This window comes from Pedobacter africanus, assembly GCF_900176535.1.
In the GTDB taxonomy this organism is placed as follows: domain Bacteria; phylum Bacteroidota; class Bacteroidia; order Sphingobacteriales; family Sphingobacteriaceae; genus Pedobacter; species Pedobacter africanus.
The window spans coordinates 2,795,837-2,818,432 of sequence record NZ_FWXT01000001.1; the positions used below are offsets into that span (position 1 = coordinate 2,795,837).

Below are 22,596 nucleotides of genomic sequence, written 5' to 3' on the forward strand. Positions count from 1 at the left end.
TTAAATACTTTTGCACATAACAGAAATAAAATAAACAATCTAATGGCAAGTTTCGGAAACGCTTTTTCCTCATCAATTGGAAAAAAATTAATAATGGGCATAACGGGCCTGTTTCTCATTTCATTTCTTTTAGTGCATTGCTTTATCAATGCCCTGATTTTTGTTAATGATGGCGGCTTAACCTTTAACATGGGAGCCCACTTTATGGGTACCAACTGGTTGATCCGGGCAATGGAAGTGGTATTATTTGCAGGTTTACTTGCGCATATTTTCCAGGGCTTCAGGTTAACATTTCAAAACCAGGCGGCAAGACCGGTAAAATATGCGGTGAACAATGGCGCAGCAAATAGTAAATGGTACTCCCGCTCTATGGGCTTACTGGGAACTTTGTTGTTGATTTTCCTGATTGTACACATCTCGAAGTTCTGGGTAATGTCGCGCTTTACAGGCATTCCTACAACAGACGCAAACGGGAATCACGACCTGTTTGCGGTAATGGTAGAAACCTTTAAAAACCCGCTGATCGTTTTGCTTTATGTATTGGCAATGGTTTCCCTGGCTTACCACCTGTTACATGGATTTGCTTCGGCTTTCCAGACACTGGGATGGAACCACAAGAAGTATACACCGATTATTAAAGCAGTTGGGGTTTGGTTTTCTATCCTGATCTCACTGATTTTTGCTGCTATGCCGGTAGCAATGTACCTGGGCCTTATTAAATAATTTTAGCATAAAAGACATGTCAGATTTGAATTCAAACATACCAGAGGGAGAATTAACCACAAAATGGACTAAGTATAAGTCTTCTGTGCCTTTGGTTAACCCGTCAAATAAAAGAACGATAGAGGTGATCATTGTGGGCTCAGGTTTAGCAGGCGCTTCGGCAGCAGCAACCCTGGCTGAAATGGGTTATAAGGTGAAGTGTTTCTGCTTCCAGGATTCACCACGCAGAGCACATTCCATTGCAGCACAAGGTGGTATCAATGCAGCAAAGAATTACCAGAACGATGGTGATAGTGTATACCGTTTGTTTTATGATACCATTAAAGGTGGCGATTACCGTGCACGCGAAGCCAACGTACACCGTTTGGCCGAGGTTAGTGCAAATATTATAGATCAGTGTGTGGCACAGGGTGTTCCTTTAGCCAGGGAATACGGTGGTTTATTAGACAACCGTTCTTTTGGGGGCACTCAGGTACAAAGAACATTTTATGCTGCCGGACAAACCGGACAGCAATTACTCTTGGGCGCATATTCTGCTTTAGAGCGCCAGATAGGTATGGGTAAGGTAGAAATGTTTACCCGCCATGAAATGCTTGAAGTAGTAAAAATTGATGGTAAGGCACGTGGTATCATTGCCCGCAACCTGATCACAGGAGAAATTGAGCGTCATTTCGGTCATGCTGTAGTATTGGGCACAGGTGGTTACGGAAACGTTTTTTACCTTTCAACCAATGCGATGGGCAGTAACGTAACTGCTGCCTGGAAAGCGCATAAACAGGGGGCTTATTTTGCCAATCCCTGCTACACACAAATCCACCCTACCTGTATCCCGGTTTCGGGCGATCATCAGAGCAAGCTTACACTGATGTCTGAATCGCTGCGGAATGACGGCAGGATCTGGGTGCCAAAGAAAAAAGATGATCCGCGCAAGGCCTCTGAAATCCCTGAAGAGGAAAGGGATTATTACCTGGAGCGCAGATACCCTGCTTTTGGTAACCTGGTGCCACGCGATGTGGCGTCAAGAGCGGCAAAAGAACGTTGCGATGCTGGTTATGGCGTAGGTGCATCTAAACTGGCTGTATATCTTGATTTTAAAGCCAATACAGAGCGTTATGGTCGTATTGAGGCTGCTAAGGCGGGCAATCATAACCCTGATAAGGAAACCTGTATGCGTTTGGGTACTGAGGTGATCAAAGCCAAATACGGTAACCTGTTTGACATGTATGCACAGATCACGGGCGAAAATCCTTACGAAACACCAATGCGGATCTATCCTGCAGTGCACTATACCATGGGCGGACTTTGGGTGGATTATAACCTGATGACCAGTGTACCTGGGCTGTATTGCACAGGTGAGGCCAATTTCTCTGACCATGGTGCCAACCGTTTGGGGGCATCGGCATTGATGCAGGGCCTGGCAGACGGTTATTTTGTATTGCCTTATACCATTGGGGCATATTTATCGAAAGAGATCTCCGTGAAGGCCATTCCTACAGACCACCCGGCTTTTGTTGAAGCCGAGGCAAGGGCAAAAGGTATTCTGGATAAGCTGATCAATATTAAGGGAACAAAATCGGTAGATCATTTCCATAAACGCCTGGGACACATCATGTGGGAAAAATGTGGCATGGCCCGTAATGAAAAAGGGCTAAAGGAAGCGATTGAGGAGATCAGGGCATTGCGTGCCGAGTTCTGGAGAGATGTTCGCGTACCGGGATCGGCTGATGAGCTGAATACAGAACTGGAAAAGGCAGGTCGTGTGGCCGATTTTATAGAACTGGGCGAATTGATGTGTATCGATGCATTAAACCGCAACGAAAGCTGTGGTGGCCATTTCCGCGAAGAGTATCAAACGGAAGAGGGCGAGGCACTACGTGACGATGAGCATTATGCTTACGTTGCTGCCTGGGAATTTAAGGAAGGAGTAAACTTTGAACTGCATAAAGAAGAGTTGAAGTTTGAAAATATTAAAGTAGCACAAAGAAGTTATAAATAGTACAATATCATGAGTACAGGAAATATGAACTTAACGCTGAAAGTTTGGCGTCAGAAAAATAACAGGACCAAAGGTGCTTTGGTGGATTATAAGGTGTCTGATATTTCGCCTGATATGTCTTTTTTAGAGATGTTCGATGTGCTGAACGAGCAGCTGATCAATAAGGGCGAGGAGCCTATTGTGTTTGATCACGATTGCCGTGAAGGTATCTGCGGAATGTGTTCCATGTTCATTAATGGCAGACCGCATGGTCCTAAAGACCTGGTAACGACCTGCCAGTTGCACATGCGTTCATTTAAGGATGGCGATACGATTGTGGTTGAGCCATGGAGGGCGAAAGCTTTCCCGGTAATTAAAGATTTAACAGTAGACAGAACTGCATTTGACAGGGTGATTGCCGCAGGTGGTTTCATTTCGGTAAATACCGGTAATGCACAGGATGCGAATAACCTGCCGATCCCTAAGATTCAGGCTGATGCTGCTTTTGAAGCTGCGGCCTGCATTGGCTGCGGGGCCTGTGTAGCCACCTGTAAAAATGCATCGGCTATGCTGTTTGTTTCTGCAAAAGTATCCCAGTTGGCATTGCTGCCGCAAGGACAGCCGGAGCGCTACCGCAGGGTACAGAGTATGGTTGCGCAAATGGATGCGGAAGGTTTTGGTAACTGTACCAATACGGGAGCTTGTGAAGCGGAATGCCCTAAAGGCATCTCGTTAGAGAACATTGCCCGTATGAACCGGGATTTTTATTCTGCAAAATTTGTATCTGAGGAAGATATTTAATAGTTTTATAGCACCGAGACAAGGTGCCACATTGCAAAAAGCCAGCTATATCAGCTGGCTTTTTGCGGTTTTTGTGGTTTGGTTATGAAAGCGCGTTGTTTATTCTTTTTCGGAGCCTGTTACTACGACTTCTTTAAGGTTTACGGGCTTACCTGTTTTTGTGGTGATCAGGATAACCCCATTTGCGGCTTTGGCGCCATATAATGCACTGGCCGCTGCATCTTTCAGTATGGTTACGGATTCAATATTATCAGGCACCATACTGCTCATATAGTTGCCGCTTACCGGGGTACCGTCAACCACATAGAGGGGATTGGCTGACCCGGTGCCACTAAGCGATATCAGGTTTCCTTTTTCGTCCCTGAAGCTGATCCCATTGCCCGGTCTGCGCAGTTGCAGGCTACCGGTTTTTAGCTGGGTTGGAGGGGTGTTTGCTTCGCCCAGGCTAAAGCTGATAGGAATATTATACTTTACACGTACAGCTTTGCCCCCTTGTGTTCCAGGTACCCACCTCGGAGATGCCTTAATCACCCTTACGGCCTCTTCATCAGTACCGCTGCCCAGTTTTCTTTCTACCCGGATCCCGGTTAACTCCCCATCTGTCTCGACGATGAAGGAAAGAAATACTTTGCCTTGTATTTTATTCTTTTTGGCTTCTTCAGGGTATTTTATCTCGCCTTTCAGATATTTGTAGAAGTTGGTCATCCCTCCTGGAAAAGTAGGTTGTGTTTCAATAGAAACAAAATCGTAGATTTTTGAAGCATCGTAGGAGCCATTGTTTCCTACTACCTGTGGTCCCTTATAGCCGGTAATAAAGATATCGTTGAGGGAGGTATAGCCTTTTACCGAAGCCGGTCCCAGTTTTTCAGTAGTTCCAACCCCGTCGCTCAGGTAAAAGATGAACCTAATGGCATAACTGCCATTTTTAATAGACTCAAAGCCCGGAAAAGCCAAAACAACACGCATTACTTCGGCATCACATCCTCCGCCTAATTTTTTAGCAATACCAAGATCTTCTATTGCTCCATCCTTAATTTTGAAGCGGATAATGGTATTGCCCTGAATGTTGTTTTTATGTGCCTCGGCAGGATACCGGGTCGTCATTTTTAGGTACCTGTAGAAGGCGTCCCAGGAGGCATCGTTTTTATAAGTCATATCTCCGGACTCAGTAGGCAGGCCGGTTTTCAGTACCCGGCTTTGGCGGCTTTTTATATCCGGAACTGTAATTTTGCTGACCTGCGGAATAATAGCTTCATTAACTACTTCTTTAACTACCTCTACAGGATTGTTCAGAGGGATTTCATCTGCGATGTCCTGGATCTTTTGGTTGTCTCTGATGGTTGCCGATGACAAAAGCAGTGTTATGGCAAACAGGGGCAGGAACAGACCGTATTTCAGAAATACGGTTCTTTTTGAACGTTGTTTATGTAACATAAAAATTCTTTTTTTAATCAGAGACTTATTGAAAAAACTATTGGTAAGGGTGCTGGAAGAAACACCAAAAGCATTGCTGAGCAACAAGAGCGCGTATTCTTTTTTATCGCCCTGAAATTCCGCCGCAGCTTCATCTGCGAGGTATTCATGGATATTCTTTACGGCGCGCTTATAGGCATAAATAACCGGGTTGAACCAGGTAAACAGGCTCAGCAGTTCAAAGAAGATGACATCCAGACTGTGAAGCTGGCGCATGTGTACCTCCTCGTGCCTGTTGATGGTTTGTACCTGTGGAAGGTTTGCGTCCACCTTTTTGCGGTTAAAGAAGGAGAATGCCGATCCTGGTCCTCCCTGTTTCAGCAGCATACTTACCGAGCTGAGTTGCCAGATCAGTTTGCCGGCAAAAATGAGTACACCGAGGACATAAATAAAGACGATAACATTGCCGGGACTAAAGTGGTCTGTTGCTGCCGGCTCAACAATCACCTGGGTCATGAAAGTGTTTACTTGTGCCACGCCCACATATACCGGTTCGGCCACGGGTTGTTTACTGAACCATTCGAACCTTAAAAAAGGAATCGCCAGGGAAAGAAGCCCGGCAGAAACCAGGTAAATCCGGTTCAGGGTAAAATAAGTTTCCTTGTCTAACAATAACTTATAGAAGCCATAAAATACGATGAGGTAGATGTTGACTTGCAGGATGTAATGTGCGGTACTCATCTTGGTCTGTTTTTAATTTTGTTAATCATTTTAAGGATTTCATCCACATCGCTCAGGTCGAGCTTTTCTTCTTTCACAAAAAAGGAGAACATGCTTTCCACAGAGTTTTCGAAATATCCATCGAGCAGTTTTTCTGTAGCATGACGCTTATAGTCTTCCCTGGTGATAAGTGGATAGTATTGGTGCGACTTGCCGAAGGCCTCATGTCCGATAAAGCCTTTGGTTTCCAGGATCCTGATAATAGTAGATACGGTATTATAGGCTGGCTTTGGCTCTGGCAGAAAATCCATCACCTCTTTAACGAAACCCTTTTCTATTTGCCATAGAATTTGCATGATCTGTTCTTCTGCCTTTGTTAGGTCCTTTATTTCCATATTTAGTTTTGTATTGTCAGTTTCATCCGTTAATTATATCGTATAACGCGTATTTTACGGTATAACTAAAGATTTAGTATAAACTTATAACTAATATTTTAGTTTTCAAAATATTTTTCAAAAAAAATGGCGGTATCCACCGCCATATCCAATTATTAACTAAACTAAATTTATGATAGAATCCTCTATTACCTAGAGAATGGATTTGCTATTTTAATGAGGGATGCCTTTGCTGGCTTTTTGGCTGCAAACTCTTCATTCTGGTCCTGATTGCTGCTGCCTGCAGCAAATGTCAATAGCATCATGATAAAGACAGGGATCAATAACAATAAAAATGGTGATGTATTTGCCAGGGTTTTCATAGTTGTATATTTTTATTTGTGGTTGTTTTTTTGTTCAGGAACTTCTCGTCCCTGTTTGATGAAACAAATAGAACCATAAAAAAAATGCTGCTAAAATGTTTTAGACCAAGTGCATAATATCCTAGATAAACGGTTAAAATGAATAGTTTTGTAGTTAAAGCCTCCGTTTGGCCCGTTCGTATAAGAAAAAAGCCAGTTGGTCGAAAGCAGCTGCTTTAAAATAATTAGATTGGTGTAATTTGAATGCGATTATAAAAAGAGATTTTTAATGAAAGGTAAAGGCCCCCTTGTTGTACATCTGTTCTTTTGGCTCATTATTTTGGCCATATTGCTTTGGGATACCTTTAGTGGAAACCAGGCCCCTTCGCGCTATGAGGTGGCCGTTAAGCTGGGTTACTTTGCAGTGATCAATCTTTCTATCTTTTACATCAATTACACCTTATTGATCCCTATTTTGATAGAGCAGAAGAAACGGTATGGATTATATGTACTTTCCATTTGCCTGTTGATTGCCGTTATGGTCATCATCAAGACGGTTGTAGCCAGTCTGAACAGCGATTTCTTTCTGTCTTATTTCAGTCCGGATACCGGACAGATCGAATATTACGAGATCACCAAATATGTGATATTTGCCATTTTTGTATCGGGCTTTTTTGTGGTCGTAAGTGCGCTTTTAAAGTTTGCCATCGACTGGTTTGGGAGCGAGCGGATACAGCGCGACCTGGTCAGTGAAAAACGCGACATGGAGCTGCAGTTCCTCAAATCCCAGTTGAACCCGCATTTTCTGTTCAACTCTTTAAATAATATCTATTCACTGGCTTATCAGAAATCAGATAAAACGGCAGATGCGATTCTGAAACTCTCAGAGATCATGCGTTACATGATCTATGAAAGTAATGATAGCTGGGTTTCATTGAGCAAGGAGATTACCTATGTGCAAAGTTATATTGAACTGCAAAAGCTGCGGTTTAAGGATGGAGCGGCAGTGGAATTTACCGTTAACGGTGAAATAGACGATCAGCCGGTGGTACCGCTGATCCTGATCTCTTTTGTGGAGAACGCATTTAAGCATGGCGTAGCCAATGACCCTAAGGACCCCATCCGCATCAATATCATCGCCAACCAGAAAATATTGCATTTCAGCATCAGTAATAAAAAGAACAAACACAACAAGGACCAGATGGGCGGAGTAGGTTTGAACAATGTGGAACGCAGGCTGCAGCTGCTTTATCCGGAGCGATATAAATTAAATATTGTAAATTCGGCTACTCATTATACCAGTGAATTAATGCTAGATATATGACAAAGTTAAAATGTATTGCGGTTGATGATGAGCCGCTGGCGCTTGATATTATAGAGGACTACGTTTCTAAAGTCCCCTTTCTGGAATTAGTTAAACGTACAGAAAACGCTATTGAGGCTTTGCAAATGGTACAGGCCGGTGGTGTGGATATTGTGTTTCTGGATATACAGATGCCGGAACTGACGGGAATCCAGTTTTTAAAGATTGCCACCGGAAAAGCAGATTATATTTTAACAACGGCCTATTCTCAGTATGCGCTGGAAAGTTATGACCTGAATGTTTCGGATTATTTATTAAAACCCATTGCTTTCGACCGCTTTTATAAGGCTGTAGAAAAGGTACACAATAAAACAAAGGCGTCGGCACCGGTAGAAACCATTCAAACATTTCTAGCACCTGTTCCCGCGGCTGTCCCGGTTAACCCGGTACAGGACTTTATTTTTGTGAAAACAGAGCATAAAATCCAGAAGATCGAGCTGGATGATATTCTTTACATAGAGGGCTTGAAGGATTACATCTCCATTTTTACCAAAACAGAAAGGGTGATCACTTTACAGAATATGAAAAAGATGGATGAGACCCTGCCTAAGGGACAGTTCATCAGGGTGCACAAATCCTATATCATCGCACTCGATAAAATTGAAAGTATAGAGCGGAGCCGGATCAGTATAGGCGATAAGATCATCCCGATAGGAGATACCTACAGGGACGAGTTTTTTAGACATATAGACAATAAGAATATTTAAAGCGATTGTGCAGGTTTAACCTGGTTTAGCTTTACCCTAATTGCATTTTCTGCTTCGAGTACAATTTCCTCGGGGTTTTTGCCGCTAATGTCGAGCGGTTTCAACACTGTCCAGCGTAGTTTTTCGCCAAAACTCAGGGGATATGCGCCGTACCTTACCAGTTTCCATGAGTTTTCGATGGCTACCGGTACGATGAGTGCATTGGGTACAACTTTAAGCAGAGTGGCAATGCCGCCCACCTGGAAAGCTTTCATCCGTCCGTCTTTGGCCCGGGTGCCTTCGGCAAAGATCATGGCCGACCAGTTTTTTTCTTTCATCCTCCGGCCTAGTTTAATGAGTTCAGACACGGCTTGTTTGCTGTCCTTCCGGTCGATATTCGCACCTCCGCCATACTTAAGGTTGTAGGAGATGGAGGGAATGCCCTTGGTAAGTTCAATTTTAGAGATGAATTTTACATGATATTTCCTCAGGAACCAGATCAGTGCCGGAATGTCGTACATGCTCTGGTGATTGGCCACGAATATAATCGGCCTGCCGGTTGGCAGTTCCTGCTTGTTCTGAAAACTGACAGAGGAACCCATCAGCAGGTCGCTGTAGGTAAGAAAAAAGTTCAGTACATCAACGGAGGCCTTATGTGCATTGTATCCCAAAAACCGGTAACAGAGCCATTGTATGGGATGGAAAATGAGGAGCACCAATCCGAAAAAGACATAAAAAACGGGACTGAAGATGTATCCTAAAAACTTATTCATGGTCGATAATGGAATAGTGGTTACAAATGGTTTTCCTGGATTAATATTTTCGTCCTTAAGATGGCGGCTACGCTGATGCTGTCGGTAATTTCGCCGCTGATCACCATGTGGTAGGCTTCTTCAAAGGGGAGTTTGCGCAGGCTGAGCTGTTCGGTTTCTTCGGGAGCGGCCTCTCCCTGGCTTAACCCCCGTGCAATATAGATGATGGCCAATTCATTGCTTACGGAATTAGACAGGTGCATGCGCTGTATTTCTATCCATTCTGCAGCGTGTAGCCCTGTTTCTTCCATTAACTCACGCTGGGCACTTTCCAGCGGGTCTGATTCAAGTGGCCCTCCGCCTTCAGGAATCTCCCAGCTGTAGGCTTTTAGCGGGAAGCGGTATTGACCTACCAGCCAGGTGTTGTGGTGTTCGTCGAGCACCATAATGCCTATGGCATAGTTTTTAAAATGAACCTCTCCGTATATGCCCTTACCGCCGGAGGGGTTGATCACATTGTGCTCTGTCAGGCCGATCCAGTTGTTTTCATAGATCTTGTGGCTGTCTATCGTTACCCAGGGATTATGCTCTTCCATGGGCGCAATATACGAATTTCTGGTTTCAGCACCGCTAGTCAGGCTTGGGCGGAGGGGGAACTTTTTTTATTTTGGTGAAGCGGTAGCTAAGGCTCAGTGTAACATTGCTGGTGTTGCTGGTTGAATAGCTTTGCAGGCGGAAATTGACCCCTTCACTAAACAGGGTATTGTTGCGCCTTCCAAAGGGGTCGCTTACGCTGATGCGTGCATTGAGCCTGTTTTTAAGAAAGACTTTTCTGGCAGCCATACTGCTGGTCACCGAACCTTTGGCTCTGCCCTGGGCATTTACGTTGTTGGCGTAATTAATATTGGCCTCAAAGGCAGTTTTTAGCGGTAACTGCATAGATAAACCCACTGCACTGCGGATGCTCAGGCCTTTTCTGTTCAGCGCCGAATTGAGGGATGAGGTGTAATTACTTTGTGTGAGGGTAAGATTGGCATTGGTAGAGAGTTTTTTGTTTGGCCGGTAATTACCGATCAGGATCAACCCGAAGATATCATTAGTGCCTACATTGTAATAGGTAGTTTCCGATTTGGCTACTCCATCTGTTACGGTAACAGCACGGTAACGTTCGATTACACCGCTGCTGGTTGAATAGGACAGCCGGGGCGTAAATGACCATTTCTCGCCAAAGGCACCAAAGCTGATGTCCATCTGGTGGGTATAGGCGGGTAACAGATCTGGGTTACCATAGGAAATGTTCAGGGTATCGTTGTCATTGATCTGAGGGTTTAAGGCAATTTCACGTGGGCGGTTGATGCGGACACTATAGGTAGCGCCAATATTGTATCTTTTTTTGAAGAAATGGTTGAAGGAGATATTGGGGAACAGACTGAGGTAGGGTTTAACGTTATAAGTGTTTGCAGCTGAGCTTGTGGACCGGGAAGACAGGTCAAAGTCCACATCGGTAAGTTCTGCCCTTATGCCTGCTTTTACACCGATGCTTTTGCCCCGGTAGTTGTAAGCGGTGTAACCGGCAAAAATTCGCTCATTATAGAGGAACTCATTGCTAAGTCTTTCAGAAATCACATATTCCTGAGTACTGAAGTCAAAATCACGCACAAGCTGGTCGTTGTTGTTCCTGCGATAGTTGTACATGATTCCAGCCTCCAGTTGGTCCCTTTTCTTAAAAACAGGCCGGTCGTAATCGATATTGAAGGTTAATCCATCATTGCCTGTGCCATTGGTATTTTCCCGAAGGGAGGGTTTTCCGGTAACCGGTAAGGAATACTTCTGGTCCAGTATCCGTAAGTTATCGTTGTTATTGGTATTGTAGGTTAAACCGATGCTGAGCTTGTCGCCACTTTCTGAACCTTTAATGCTATAGTCGGCATTAAAAACGAAATTGTGGCTGCTGCCATCTGTCGCACTGATCTGGTTACGTACACGTTTTAGCACAAAATCTTCATTCAGGAAATTAAAATCAGTACCCGCCCTGCTGCTGCTGCTGTTGTTATTGAAGTTGGAGTTAATGCGCAGGTTTTGCTGTGGGGTAATGTCCCAGTCGAGCCCCGCCCTGAAATTTCCCCCGTTACTGTTGCTTCTGTTGCTGGCGTAATTGTCGTAATAAAAGGTTGTATCCTTCACCAGATCAAAATTCTCACGGTAGGAATGGGAGGTGCTTTTGCCGATGTTGCTGCGGTAAGCGGCCCCGCCGGTTAAAGCGTAATTTTTACTGCGATAGGAGGCGTTGGTATTCATATTGGTGTTGCCCTGGAGTCCGGCTGTTACGCCCGCATTGCCATTAAAGCCTATGGAAAAGCCTTTTTTCATGACAATATTGATGACCCCTTCACCATCGCCCGAATACCTGGCGGGTGGATTGGTCATGACTTCTATCTTTTCTATAGCATCTGAAGGGAGGACATTCAGGAGGTCAGCAATGTTGGAGGTCATGTAATCCGAGGGTTTACCGTCGATAAAGATCCGGGTAGAGCGCTTTCCGGATATGGTGGCATTGCCATCGATATCTACCTGTACCATTGGTACGTTTTTGAGGATATCAGTAGCAGTACTTCCTTCGGCCAGTATAGATTTGTCTACATTATACGTGATCTTATCGGCAGCAAATTCTATGACAGGTTTTTCTGCGGTGATGGTTACTTCGCTCAGGTTATTCTGGTCGCTGCCCAACTTAAGTGTACCCAGGTTGCGTTCAAAGTCTTTTTCTGTAAGGATGACCTCGTTGATACTGAGACTGGCAAAGCCAACAAAGCTGATCTTAACCTTATACGTACCATATTTAAGGGCGTTGAGCTTAAATACACCATTTTCATCTGTTGCCGTGGTTTGAAAGGGCCGTTCAGAATTGGCCTCATAAACCGCTACCACAGCCGATGGGATAGGGAGCGCGCCTACCTCTTCAATTACCTTACCGGTGATGCTGCCTTTATCGGCCACAGTATGGGCCTGCAGAGCGGTTGCATTGAGCAGAAGCAGGCTGAATATGAATATGGCGTAGTTTTTCAATGTCTGGTCTGTGTATTAAAATGATTCTTCGTCTGAGCGCATTTCCTGCTGATCAGATTTTTTATTCTTTTTAAAGTTAAAATCATTTTTACCAAATCGGTAAGCATAAGTTAAACTGGCCATGGTGCCTTGCATGTTACGTCTGAAATCGGTAATGGCATTGGCCGCACCTGAGGTCATGCTCCAGTTCCTGGTATTGAACACATCCTTGATATTGAAACTGAGGGAGGATTTTTTGTTTTTGAAATCGTACTTTGCCCCCGCATCAACTACATAGTTGGAATTTCTTTTTCCTTGTGCCATGACCTCTCTGGAGCGGTAGTCGCCTTTGATTTGCAGGGTAATTTTGTAAGGGAGCACAAAGTTATTGGTCAGGTTGGCATTCCAGCTGAAACCTGAATTGTCGACAATGCCATAGGCGGGCACACCATTGATTTTACGCTGGTAAAGATTGATGTTGGTGGTAAAGTTCCAGGCTTTAGCGACATCAAAACGACCGATGAGCTCCAGACCGCTGGACAGCTCCCTGGTTAAGTTTTGCGGGGTAACAATGGTAACGCCGTTTTCGTCTGCTTCCGTTCTGATGCGCTGGATGACATCATTGGTCTGGCGCATATAGGCTGTGGAAATGAAAGTAATTTTTTTCCAGTATTTGCTGTAGCTCAGTTCGTAGGCATGTACATCTTCGGGTCTTAGGTTGGGGTTACCCTGACGCCAGATCAGTGGGTCGGATACATCCAGAAAGGGGTTGGTGTCCCATCCCCGGGGCCTGTTTACACGCCTGCTATAGCTCAGCTGCAGCTGTTGCTCGGCCTTGAATTTCTGGGTAAGGAAGATGCTTGGGTAAAGCCGGGTATAATCTACCTTGCCCGGAACATAACTTAATCCGCCGGCTTTATCATACATGCCCAAACGAGTATCCAGCGTTGCATCTTCGGCCCTTAAACCTACCTGGTATCCAAAATTCTTTACCTGATTCTGGTAATTGATATAAAGGGCATGTACCTGGTCTTTGCTGTTAAACTCGTTAGTGAGCGCAAAATTGATGTCGTATTCTCCGCTCAGGTGGTTAAAATTTGTCGAGAACATGTTGTTCTCTGCATACCGGATCTGGCTGCGGTAACCGGCTTCGATTTTTCCTGTTGTACCTACGGGGAGGGTGTAGTCGGTTTGCACATTATAACTCCTGTTGGTGCCTTTGCCATCGTTGATCTGTATCACCGGGAGGGTATTTACTTCCGAGCCGTTGGCATAATATACGTCGGTAAGGTAATTCTGGTAGTTGTCGTTGGTGCCGTCAGAAAAGCTGAAGTTAAACGTGAGTTCCTCTTTTGGTTTTTTAAATTTTTGTACGAAATCCAGGCTCAGGTCGTAATTACCGCCCGAACCGTCGTTAGTATTGTCCCTCCTGCTACGTTCGAGCGGATTTTTTGAAGGGTTCAGCTTGTCGATACTCAGCAGCTCGCTCCGTTCGTTGTCCCTGATGTTGAAACCGCCTGTAAAGCTAAGGATACTTTTTTCGGCCAGATAATAATCCAGTCCCGCTTTAAAGTTGTGCCCCTTGTCCAGCGATTTGGAATCTGTAAGCTGATTGGCAAATGCAGTTGGGAATGTAGGGTTCAGGTAAGTGATGTTGCTGTAGCCGCCACCCAAACGGTTTCCATAGCGGTAGCTGTAATTCCCATAAATATTTACCTTGCTGTTTTGAAAACTAAGGCTGGTATTGGCATTGTAGTTGTCGCGGTTACCTGCGGTAAGTGCCAGGGAGCCGTTTAGTCCCAGTTTTTTGTTTTTCTTTAATACGATATTGATGATGCCCGATTGCCCTTCGGCATCGTACTTTGCCGATGGGTTGGTAATCAGCTCTACACTTTCGATGGAACTGGCAGGGATGGATTGCAGGATCTGCGCTACATTGCCCCCGGCAATCATGGAAGGTTTTCCATCGATCAGGACCTTAACACCCGTTGAACCCCTGAGGCTTACATTGCCGTCCATATCGGCCTGTACTGAAGGAACGTTCTGCAGCAGGTCGGAAGCAGAGCCGCCTTCGCTCACCAGGCTCTGGTCAACCGAAAATACCTTTTTGTCGATGCCCAGCTGCATCGTGCTTTTTTGGGCAGTAATTGCCACTTCTTTTAATGCGGTGCCTTTGGCAGGTTTCATTTTTATGGTTCCCAGGCTGATCTCTTTCTGTGTATCGGAAATGGATACAGAATCCCTGACCATGGTCTGGTAGCCTACGTAACTTATTTTAAAGGTAAAAACACCTTTCGGTAGGGGCGTCATCACCAGATTTCCGTTGGCGTCGGTTTGCATTCCTTTTACTACGGCTTTTGTTTTCCTGTTGAGGATCATGGCTGAAGCAAAGGGAATGGTCTCATTGGTTTGGGCATCTACAACCTTGGCGGTTATTTTGCCGTTGTCTGTTTGTGCATTAAGTTTTACAGAGGAAATACAAATGGCAAGCGTTAAAATCAGAACTTTGTAAAAGTAGTTGGTCATTAAGGTGGTTTTGTGTGTGTTTAGTTGGACAAATAAACGATTAGGAAGTTTAAAAACCCGGGCGTAACTATTTTATTACAGGTTAATTGAAGAATATGATCGATTACAACAGCATTTTTAGCGAAGAAGGCTTGAGCTACGCAGCTTACAGGAATTTAATTGACGAGCTTTTAGCACAGCATAAAACTACGGGACCCGACCACTCAGAAGCTATGCTGCATTATACCAAAATGAATGTGCACCGCATGAGCCGGGTAGACAAGACTGTAGCCTTGAATGAGGATCTTTTAAATGCATTGACTTCCCTGAACGGAGCGTACCGTTTGCTGGTCATATCTGAAGGATGGTGCGGCGATGCAGCGCAGATTGTACCCGTATTCAATAAGATTGTCAGTGCTTTCCCCGAAAAGTTTAAGCTCAGGTTTGTATTGAGGGACATGAACCTTCCTTTGATAGATGCGCACCTGACCAACGGGGGCAGGGCAATACCTGTACTGCTGGTGCTGGATGAAGCCGGAAATGTATTGACCAAGTGGGGACCCCGACCCAATGAGATCCAGGAGCTGCTGATGGAATGGAAAAAGGAAGAAACAGATATTATGGCGCTGGCAGAAAAACTGCACGGCTGGTATGCCAAAGACAAAACCACCAGCACTCAGGAAGAACTTGCTTTGCTATTTTCAGGATTAAAGCAGGTTTAATCGACAGTAACGGTTAAGCCCTCCTGCTGCAGGATTTTACGATAGACTTCCATTTCTGTAAAAGAGCCTTCCAGAACGGCACATTTCCCTTTGTTATGTACTTCCCAGGCTATTTTTTCGGCCTGGTTTTCGGAGTAGTCCAGGTATTTCATCATGCAATGGATCACATGGTCAAAAGTATTCACATCATCATTCCAGAGGATTAAGCGATGAACAGTTTTCAGGGAAGTCAGGATTTCTTCTAATGTGAATGTTTCTTCTTTTGTTTCTGTTGACATCTTACAAAAATAAGCTTATTTCAAAATAATGTTGCAGTTAAAGTTATTTTTGCTTAAAATTAAATAAAGCCAAGTATGATGCAGCGTTCAAAGATTGCCGGAATAGGTTATTATGTCCCAAAAAATGTTTACACCAACAATGACCTGTCGCGTTTCATGGAAACCAGCGACGAGTGGATACAGGAGCGTACCGGGATCAAAGAACGCAGGTTTGCAGACAGGCTGGAAGAAACAACCACTACCATGGGCATTGAGGCGGCTAAAATAGCCATACAGCGGGCGGGTATTACCAATCAGGATGTCGACTTCATTATTTTTGCTACGCTGAGCCCCGATTATTACTTTCCGGGCTGCGGGGTATTGCTGCAACGCGAAATGGGCATGAAGGAAGTTGGCGCACTGGACATCCGCAACCAATGTTCGGGCTTTGTCTATGCACTTTCCGTTGCCGATCAGTTCATCAAGACCGGCATGTATAAAAATATACTGGTAGTAGGTAGTGAAAAACATTCGTTTGCCATGGATTTTGAAACACGCAGCCGCAATGTATCTGTCATATTTGGTGATGGTGCCGGGGCGGTGGTATTGCAACCCACGCAAAAAGAAGGACAGGGGATTTTGAGTACCCATTTGCACAGTGACGGAGCGGACGCAGAGATTCTGGCAATGTTTTACCCGGGCGCGCATGCCAATAAATGGCTTAAAGATAAACCCGGTTATCCGGACCAGGAGCTCGGGGGGTTATTTTTAACAACTGAGCAGCTGGAAAGCGGGGCCGCATTGCCTTATATGGATGGGCCTGCAGTATTTAAAAAGGCTGTAGTTAAATTCCCGGAAGTCATCAATGAGGCCTTAAATGCAAATAATCTGACTGCAGCGGATATCGATATACTGGTGCCTCATCAGGCCAATTTGCGCATTAGCCAATATGTGCAGCAATTGCTTGGGCTTGGTGACGACAAAGTGTTCAATAACATTCAGAAATACGGAAATACCACTGCCGCTTCGGTTCCCATTGCACTTTGCGAAGCCTGGGAAGCAGGAAAGATCAAAGAGGGCGACCTGGTTTGCCTGGCCGCTTTTGGTTCCGGCTTTACCTGGGCCAGTGCGCTGATCAGGTGGTAGCAGCTTAGCTGCCCTTTGCCGAGCGGGTCATCTGCTCAAAGGCATCCCACATTTCGCTGGGAATGGCCTCCAGTCCGTTGAACTGCCCTGCGCCCTGAAGCCATTCGCCCCCATCTATGCTGATGACCTCTCCATTAATATAACCTGCAAAATCGCTGATCAGGAAAGCGGCCAGATTGGCCAGTTCCTGATGGTCGCCTACACGTTTCAGGGGAACCCGGTTTTTAAAGTCGAACTTTTTTGCCAGATCGCCGGGCAGCAGGCGTTCCCAGGCACCTTTTGTAGGAAAGGGGCCCGGCGCGATTGCATTGGTACGGATGCCATATTTGCCCCATTCTACTGCCAGCGAGCGGGTCATGGCCAGTACACCTCCTTTGGCACAGGCAGAAGGCACTACATAGGCCGATCCGGTAAAGGCGTAGGTGGTTACAATATTTAAAACACTGGCCTGCTGCTTTTCTTTGATCCAGTGTTTGCCAAAGGCCAGGGTGCAGTTTACAGAACCTTTTAAAACAATATCAATGATGCTTGAAAAAGCATTTGCAGACAGCCTTTCTGTTGGTGAAATGAAGTTGCCTGCGGCATTATTGAGCAACGCATCTACTTTTCCGAATGTTTTAAGGCTTTCGTTAAGCACATTTTCTACCTGGGTATAGTCGCGCACATCACAGGCTAGTGCCAGTACTTTGCCTCCTGTTTCCTTCTCCATTTCGGCAGCTGTTTTTTGCAGTACGTCCAGCTTGCGGCTGGTGATCACCAGGTTGGCGCCTAATTTCAGGAAATAAGTGCCCATGGCCTTACCTAAACCGGTACCTCCACCGGTAACCACTATGGTTTTGCCTTTTAAGGCATCGTCTCTTAACATGGGCTGATTGAACATAGGCTTATTTCTTTTGAAGGTTACCGATAATGGTTTTCAGGATACTTCTGGTGGAGGGCGACCACCATTGCTGTAGCATTACTTTAAGGGCAGCACGCTGATCTGCACTGGTTGCGGCGATGAGGTCCTGCCGGATGTTGAGCTTGCTCTGCGTCCAGGTGTTGCGTTCCATGGCCATGTATTTCCTGATCTTACGTTCGGCAGCAGTTAAAATGCTGGCCGGATTGGCCAGTTCATCTACCAGGCCAATCTGCAGGGCTTCATCCGGACTAAAAAGCTTCCCTTCCAGCAGGCTTCGGGTGGCATTGGCCTGACCCAGCCAGAAAGCATACAGACTAAAAATGCTGTTGGGTACAATGATGCCAACCGGAACTTCGTTTAAGCCAATGATGTATTTTCCTTCGGCCATGATCCTGTAGTCGCAGGCCAGGGCAATTACGCAGCCCCCGGCCGGACTGTGACCATTAATGGCAGCAACCAGCGGTTTTTTAAAGGCTGTGATGTTGGCGCTGAAATCCAGGAACAGGTGCCAGAAAGATTCGGCCTCTGCTTCGGAATAGTTGTACAGCTCGATCAAGTCCAGTCCTGCCGAGAAAAAGTGTTCCTTACCGGTGATGATGACACCCGCAATATTGGGATCGGCCGATATATTTTTCAGCATATCGTTCAGTTCCGTAATCATTTCCCGGTTCAGGGCGTTGGACTTGCCCCTGTCGAGCGTAATGATGCTTAAATGGTCTTTTATCGTGACTTTTATCGTATTCATTCAGATTTATTTTACTTCATAGGTATAAACCGTTCTGGCCAGGTGACCCATCACATCTATTCCCTCAATAACAACGCGGTAGGTCCCTGCTTCGTCTGTATTGAAATAATTAATTGCTGCTTTTCCTTCTTTATCTGTTACCACATGCGGGTTCCAGTACACAGTGCTGCGCAGGTCTGGCCGGCTGTCAGTTGTTCCGGGCTCATATTTCGGAGAATAAAATTCCCTGATGGTATGGTAGCCTTTAGGGGCAAAGGTAATGATGCCCGGGGCAAAGGTAGATCCTGCAAAACCACCACCTCTTTTTGTGGTGATGATAAGCACACCGCCCCCTCCGCGGGAACCATAGATAGCCGTATTGCCTACTGATTTTAACACTTCAATACTTTCCACATCATTGGGCATAATGTTGTCCAGAAAATCTGCTTCAACATGCATGCCGTCCAGAACAATCTGCATAGGTACCTTGCCGCTAAGACTGCTGAACATGTTCCTGGTAAGATACGGAATGCCATTTTCAATAATCAACCCTGCCACGCGGCCCTGCAGGCACTGGGAGAGTGTGACACAGTTTTGCAGCATCTCGGCTGTAATGATGAAATCGGCCCTGCCTGCCCCGTTTAAGTTTGAGGAGTTCTTGGCGTCGTTTCTTTTTTCTACAATCTTGACTTCATTGAGCATCAGGCTCCGTTCCAGCAATCCTCGTTTGGTCAGTTCGTCGAAATAATTGTTACTGCGTTTCAGGTAGGCCTGCAAAGCCTCATTTACGTTCACTTCAATATCACCAGTGTTTGTATTTTTGGTAACGATCTGACCAGGCACAATATCCAGCTTAATGTCGACACTTTTTTTGTTTTTGGCGGTGCGGCCCTGTACAATAAATTTGGTGCTGTCATTAAAAATGAGGTTATCGAAGTTAAAACGCCCCTGGGCATCTGTTAGTGTATCAATGGCAAAAAAGCCTCCTGAAGAAGAAAATAAAGAAACCTTGCTGTTTGGCAGAGGTTTGCCACCGTAAGAGGTAATGGTACCACTGATGGCCAGGGATCTTTCGGGCTGATAACGGATATTTGGTGGGATGTTATTGATGATGTTTTTCCAGAGGATCCGACGCCAGCCCTGGGTCATGAGCAGGTTATCGAGTGCCTGAGCAGTCTTTTCATCGTTATTGAGGAAATAATAGTTTGGTTTTTCGATATAACCTGCCAGGTCTGAGCGAAGCAATAGGCTGGTCAGGATATTTGTCTCATTTTCCGGATCGGGCTTAACCGAAGCGGTATTGGTTACTGCAATAGAAAAACTGCCCTGTATCGGCTTCTGGGCAAACTGGCTAAGCAGGCTGATGTCTACTTTTTCTCTTTTACTGTAAGTGGGGTTAAGTTTTTCTACACCGGCTTTGATGCGGTCTTCAGTATTGTTTACAAAAGCCAGTCGCTCTGCAACAGGGTTGTTTGTCGCATTGAATAGCGTAAACTGTATGATGCCTGAAGGCAGATCCTTTTTGGGTATGCTTGCCGTAACGATCTGTTTCTGGGATGTGGCCTTGGTTACAAAATAAACATTTCCGCTATGCTGGGCCACCAATTTGAGCTCACTGGTGCCGATCAGGTCGGCCGACATCAATATTTTCACCACAATCTTTTCAGGATTGCTGCTATTTACAGATAAAACATAGCCACTTGGCAATACTTTGGGCAGGGCAAACGTTTGTTCCGAACCATCTTTGAATTTTACTTTTGCGGAGTAGACTTTTCCTGGCTGGGGGTTTACTACAAAATTGCCCATGCCAAGGTGTGTGCTCTCAAAACGGTTTACCTCTGTACCTTCGTTGTCTACAATAAGTCCGGCTACATCTTCGCCCAGACCGCTTGAATTTACGGCCTTTACGGCTATTTTATTAGGCAGGCCCTCTACCAGGTTACCGCCTTCTGGAAAGAACTGCACATCTACGGCATTTGAAGTAGCTTTTAAGGGGATGCTCTTGGTTGCTTTTTGTTTGTCAGGTAAATTTATGGTGGCCACAATTTTTCCTGATTTGTACAAGGCGGGCTGTGTATTGAGGTAGCTGATGGTGATTTCGCCTTCGGCATTGGTAGTTGCTTTCCCCTTGGCAAGGCTCCGGAAGTTGAGTTGTAAATCATAATTGACTTCACTATCGGTATAAGGAAGCCCGTTTTTATCTGCAAACTTTATTTTTGCCGTCACTTTTTCGGCTGTGTTTTCCTTACTGTAGCTGTAGTCGGTATGGGTGAAGACCCGGTTAGCCCAGGAGTTTCCTATTTTTATGGTTTTGTCAAAAAAGAACTCAGTGCCCGCATTTCTCATCCATTGGGTATAGGCCCGGATTCGGTAATTGCCTTCAGACAGGGTATCCGGGAGTTTGAAATCGCCCCAGCTGATTCCGCCGCTCAGGGGTTGTTTCAGCTGTGTTTTTATGGAGTCCTTCTCATTGATGAGCTCTACATATAAGGCCTGACTGATATTTGAGGGTGCCCCGCTTTCGGTATTGATCACATAGGCTTTAAACCAGATGTCATCGCCTATGGCATAGTAAGGCTTGTCGAGGTGCAGGTGTACCTTTTCCTGAGGATATTTTTTGTTGTAGTCCTGCAGTCTTTTAAGCAGTTCATCAAAAGGCGGATCTGCCAGTTTAGCAACAAAAGAGCAGCAAATGCCAAGCACAACCAGGGCAGGAACGACGGATTTAAGTTTCATAGTGTGAGCATAATTAACAAAGCCTCAATATACAAATAATTGAGGCTAATTATGCGAATTAAAACTTATTCTTCCACATCATGCTTTCTACGGGCTTTGTGGTTTTGTTGTTGTATTTAGCGTTGCTTTTGGTGTTGTACAAGGTGCCTATATGGCCTTCAACAACAAAATAAATGAGCTGTCCAATGGGCATACCTGCATATACGCGTACGGGCTGGGCACAGGAAATCTCGAGCGTCCAGGTATTGCAGAAACCCACATCACCTTTACCCGCCGTGGCGTGGATGTCGATTCCAAGCCGTCCGGTACTGGATTTTCCTTCCAGGAAAGGAATATGGACATGGGTTTCGGTATATTCCAGGGTAACACCCAGGTACAGGGTGCCCGGCTGGAGGACATAACCTTCTTTAGGGATTTCAAAATGCTCTACCTTGTTGTGTGCTTTGGCATCCAGTACCCTGTCTTTATAGGTGGCAAGATATTTACCCAGGTGCACATCGTAGGAGTTGGTACCCAGGCATTCGGGTCTGAATGGTTCAATAATAATGGTGCCTTTATCTATTTCTTCAATAATTCGTTTGTCGGACAGGATCATTTTTAAATGAATATTTGTTGTTTAAAGGTCAGGAAGCCTGCAAAAACCAGATTATTCTCTTTAATAAGTTTAAGTTTGCAGGTTTCTGGTATTTGGACGAAATTATGATTAATTTAAGATACTTTTGCATTGTTTTCTAAAATAGAGATGCCTGTAGTTTTTAATAAAAATATTGACGATAAGACCATACTTGCGGTATGGAAAATCGAAGAAACAGAGGAACAGTTGCTTTCGGCTTTACAGCTAAAACAGCATGAACTGGATATCATCTCCTCCTTAAATAACGGTAAACGTTTGCTGCACTGGCTGAGTACACGTGTGCTGCTCAGAACGATGCTGAATACCGATGAATATATTGATTGCCGGATGGACGAACATGGGAAGCCATATTTACCCGATCTGGATTATCACATTTCACTGAGTCATTCCTATGATTATGCCGCTGTAATTATTGGCAAGACCAGAAAGGTTGGTGTGGACATTGAGCTGATCAAGCATAAAATAAAAAGTATCCGGCATAAGTTCCTGTCGGACATTGAGCTGGCACAAAGACAGATCGGGGACAACATTAATGGCTTGTACGTTTGCTGGTGTGCCAAAGAAGCGATCTATAAGTGGAATGGCAGAAAGGGACTTGAATTTAAACAGGATATGCACATCCAGCCCTTCAAGCTAAAGGCGGAAGGCAGTCTGAATGCACTTGTGGATCTGCCTGAAGGTACAGCGAATCTGTGTGTGCATTATTTTAAAATGGGTGATGACTACATGCTCGGCTATGTGGTAGCTTAATTTTTGG

General features: G+C 45.1%; 20 protein-coding genes. 8 read left to right on the forward strand and 12 right to left on the reverse strand.

Going from position 1 to position 22,596, the window contains the following annotated elements:
- Nucleotides 1-93 precede the first annotated feature (93 nt).
- From B9A91_RS11715 to B9A91_RS11725, 3 genes are read left to right on the forward strand one after another with little or no spacing between them, the layout of a single operon-like run.
- Nucleotides 94-723 (forward strand): succinate dehydrogenase cytochrome b subunit, encoded by a 630-nt coding sequence (locus B9A91_RS11715; RefSeq protein WP_235012533.1) that lies wholly within the window; start codon nt 94-96, stop codon nt 721-723.
- Between the two features lie 16 nt (nt 724-739).
- On the forward strand, nt 740-2,719 hold the full coding sequence (locus B9A91_RS11720; protein WP_084238691.1) for a fumarate reductase/succinate dehydrogenase flavoprotein subunit: 1,980 nt from the start codon (nt 740-742) through the stop codon (nt 2,717-2,719).
- Between the two features lie 9 nt (nt 2,720-2,728).
- Nucleotides 2,729-3,499 (forward strand): succinate dehydrogenase/fumarate reductase iron-sulfur subunit, encoded by a 771-nt coding sequence (locus B9A91_RS11725; protein WP_084238693.1) that lies wholly within the window; start codon nt 2,729-2,731, stop codon nt 3,497-3,499.
- Nucleotides 3,500-3,598: 99 nt separating this feature from the next.
- On the opposite strand, the gene B9A91_RS11730 is transcribed toward B9A91_RS11725, so the two are convergent.
- The 3 genes from B9A91_RS11730 to B9A91_RS24130 form a co-directional block, all read right to left on the reverse strand.
- Nucleotides 3,599-5,653, reverse strand: a complete 2,055-nt coding sequence (locus B9A91_RS11730; RefSeq protein WP_084238695.1) for a TonB family protein — start codon at nt 5,651-5,653, stop codon at nt 3,599-3,601.
- Complete coding sequence (locus B9A91_RS11735; RefSeq protein ID WP_084238697.1) at nt 5,650-6,027, reverse strand: BlaI/MecI/CopY family transcriptional regulator; 378 nt, start codon at nt 6,025-6,027, stop codon at nt 5,650-5,652. Before B9A91_RS11735 ends, B9A91_RS11730 begins: the two co-directional genes overlap by 4 nt.
- A 188-nt stretch (nt 6,028-6,215) precedes the next feature.
- Nucleotides 6,216-6,389: a hypothetical protein gene (locus B9A91_RS24130; protein ID WP_159451687.1), complete on the reverse strand. Its 174-nt coding sequence runs from the start codon at nt 6,387-6,389 to the stop codon at nt 6,216-6,218.
- A gap of 268 nt (nt 6,390-6,657) precedes the next feature.
- On the opposite strand from B9A91_RS24130, the gene B9A91_RS11740 reads away from it, so the two are divergent.
- Together B9A91_RS11740 and B9A91_RS11745 are read left to right on the forward strand one after the other, a co-directional pair.
- Nucleotides 6,658-7,692, forward strand: a complete 1,035-nt coding sequence (locus tag B9A91_RS11740; RefSeq protein ID WP_084238699.1) for a sensor histidine kinase — start codon at nt 6,658-6,660, stop codon at nt 7,690-7,692.
- Entirely contained in the window at nt 7,689-8,438 is a 750-nt protein-coding gene (locus tag B9A91_RS11745) for a LytR/AlgR family response regulator transcription factor (protein WP_084238701.1), read from the forward strand. The genes B9A91_RS11740 and B9A91_RS11745 overlap by 4 nt, the downstream gene beginning before the upstream one ends.
- On the opposite strand, the gene B9A91_RS11750 is transcribed toward B9A91_RS11745, so the two are convergent.
- The 4 genes from B9A91_RS11750 to B9A91_RS11765 are packed head-to-tail and all read right to left on the reverse strand — an operon-like array spanning nt 8,435 to nt 14,740.
- Entirely contained in the window at nt 8,435-9,190 is a 756-nt protein-coding gene (locus B9A91_RS11750) for a lysophospholipid acyltransferase family protein (protein WP_084238703.1), read from the reverse strand. The two genes, B9A91_RS11745 and B9A91_RS11750, sit on opposite strands and share 4 nt — an antisense overlap.
- A gap of 20 nt (nt 9,191-9,210) precedes the next feature.
- A complete protein-coding gene (locus B9A91_RS11755) occupies nt 9,211-9,765 on the reverse strand; it encodes an NUDIX domain-containing protein (protein WP_084238705.1) in 555 nt (184 codons plus the stop codon).
- A gap of 34 nt (nt 9,766-9,799) precedes the next feature.
- The gene (locus tag B9A91_RS11760) at nt 9,800-12,235 is read right to left on the reverse strand and encodes a TonB-dependent receptor (protein ID WP_084238707.1); all 2,436 of its coding nucleotides are present in this window, start codon (nt 12,233-12,235) and stop codon (nt 9,800-9,802) included.
- 15 nt (nt 12,236-12,250) lie between these two features.
- Nucleotides 12,251-14,740 (reverse strand): TonB-dependent receptor, encoded by a 2,490-nt coding sequence (locus tag B9A91_RS11765; RefSeq protein ID WP_084238709.1) that lies wholly within the window; start codon nt 14,738-14,740, stop codon nt 12,251-12,253.
- 95 nt (nt 14,741-14,835) lie between these two features.
- Here B9A91_RS11765 and B9A91_RS11770 point away from each other — a divergent pair, with 95 nt between their 5' ends.
- Complete coding sequence (locus B9A91_RS11770; RefSeq protein WP_084238711.1) at nt 14,836-15,441, forward strand: thioredoxin family protein; 606 nt, start codon at nt 14,836-14,838, stop codon at nt 15,439-15,441.
- Here B9A91_RS11770 and B9A91_RS11775 read toward each other — a convergent pair.
- The gene (locus B9A91_RS11775; RefSeq protein ID WP_084238713.1) at nt 15,438-15,719 is read right to left on the reverse strand and encodes an ATP-dependent Clp protease adaptor ClpS; all 282 of its coding nucleotides are present in this window, start codon (nt 15,717-15,719) and stop codon (nt 15,438-15,440) included. The genes B9A91_RS11770 and B9A91_RS11775 overlap by 4 nt on opposite strands.
- A 75-nt stretch (nt 15,720-15,794) precedes the next feature.
- Between B9A91_RS11775 and B9A91_RS11780 the strand changes: the two genes are divergently transcribed.
- Nucleotides 15,795-16,844, forward strand: a complete 1,050-nt coding sequence (locus B9A91_RS11780; RefSeq protein WP_084238715.1) for a 3-oxoacyl-ACP synthase III family protein — start codon at nt 15,795-15,797, stop codon at nt 16,842-16,844.
- Nucleotides 16,845-16,848: 4 nt separating this feature from the next.
- Here B9A91_RS11780 and B9A91_RS11785 read toward each other — a convergent pair whose 3' ends face one another.
- Genes B9A91_RS11785 through dcd form a run of 4 tightly spaced genes read right to left on the reverse strand, consistent with a single transcriptional unit; the run spans nt 16,849 to nt 21,800 of the window.
- Complete coding sequence (locus tag B9A91_RS11785; protein WP_084238717.1) at nt 16,849-17,724, reverse strand: SDR family oxidoreductase; 876 nt, start codon at nt 17,722-17,724, stop codon at nt 16,849-16,851.
- A gap of 4 nt (nt 17,725-17,728) precedes the next feature.
- Complete coding sequence (locus tag B9A91_RS11790; protein WP_084238719.1) at nt 17,729-18,490, reverse strand: enoyl-CoA hydratase/isomerase family protein; 762 nt, start codon at nt 18,488-18,490, stop codon at nt 17,729-17,731.
- Nucleotides 18,491-18,496: 6 nt separating this feature from the next.
- Nucleotides 18,497-21,205, reverse strand: coding sequence for a carboxypeptidase-like regulatory domain-containing protein (locus tag B9A91_RS11795; protein WP_084238721.1), 2,709 nt, complete (start codon nt 21,203-21,205; stop codon nt 18,497-18,499).
- A gap of 58 nt (nt 21,206-21,263) precedes the next feature.
- Nucleotides 21,264-21,800 carry a dCTP deaminase gene (gene dcd, locus B9A91_RS11800; protein WP_084238723.1) on the reverse strand — a complete coding sequence of 179 codons (537 nt, stop codon included), beginning with the start codon at nt 21,798-21,800 and terminating at the stop codon, nt 21,264-21,266.
- 147 nt (nt 21,801-21,947) lie between these two features.
- Between dcd and B9A91_RS11805 the strand changes: the two genes are divergently transcribed.
- The gene (locus B9A91_RS11805) at nt 21,948-22,589 is read left to right on the forward strand and encodes a 4'-phosphopantetheinyl transferase family protein (protein WP_084238725.1); all 642 of its coding nucleotides are present in this window, start codon (nt 21,948-21,950) and stop codon (nt 22,587-22,589) included.
- Nucleotides 22,590-22,596 lie beyond the last annotated feature (7 nt).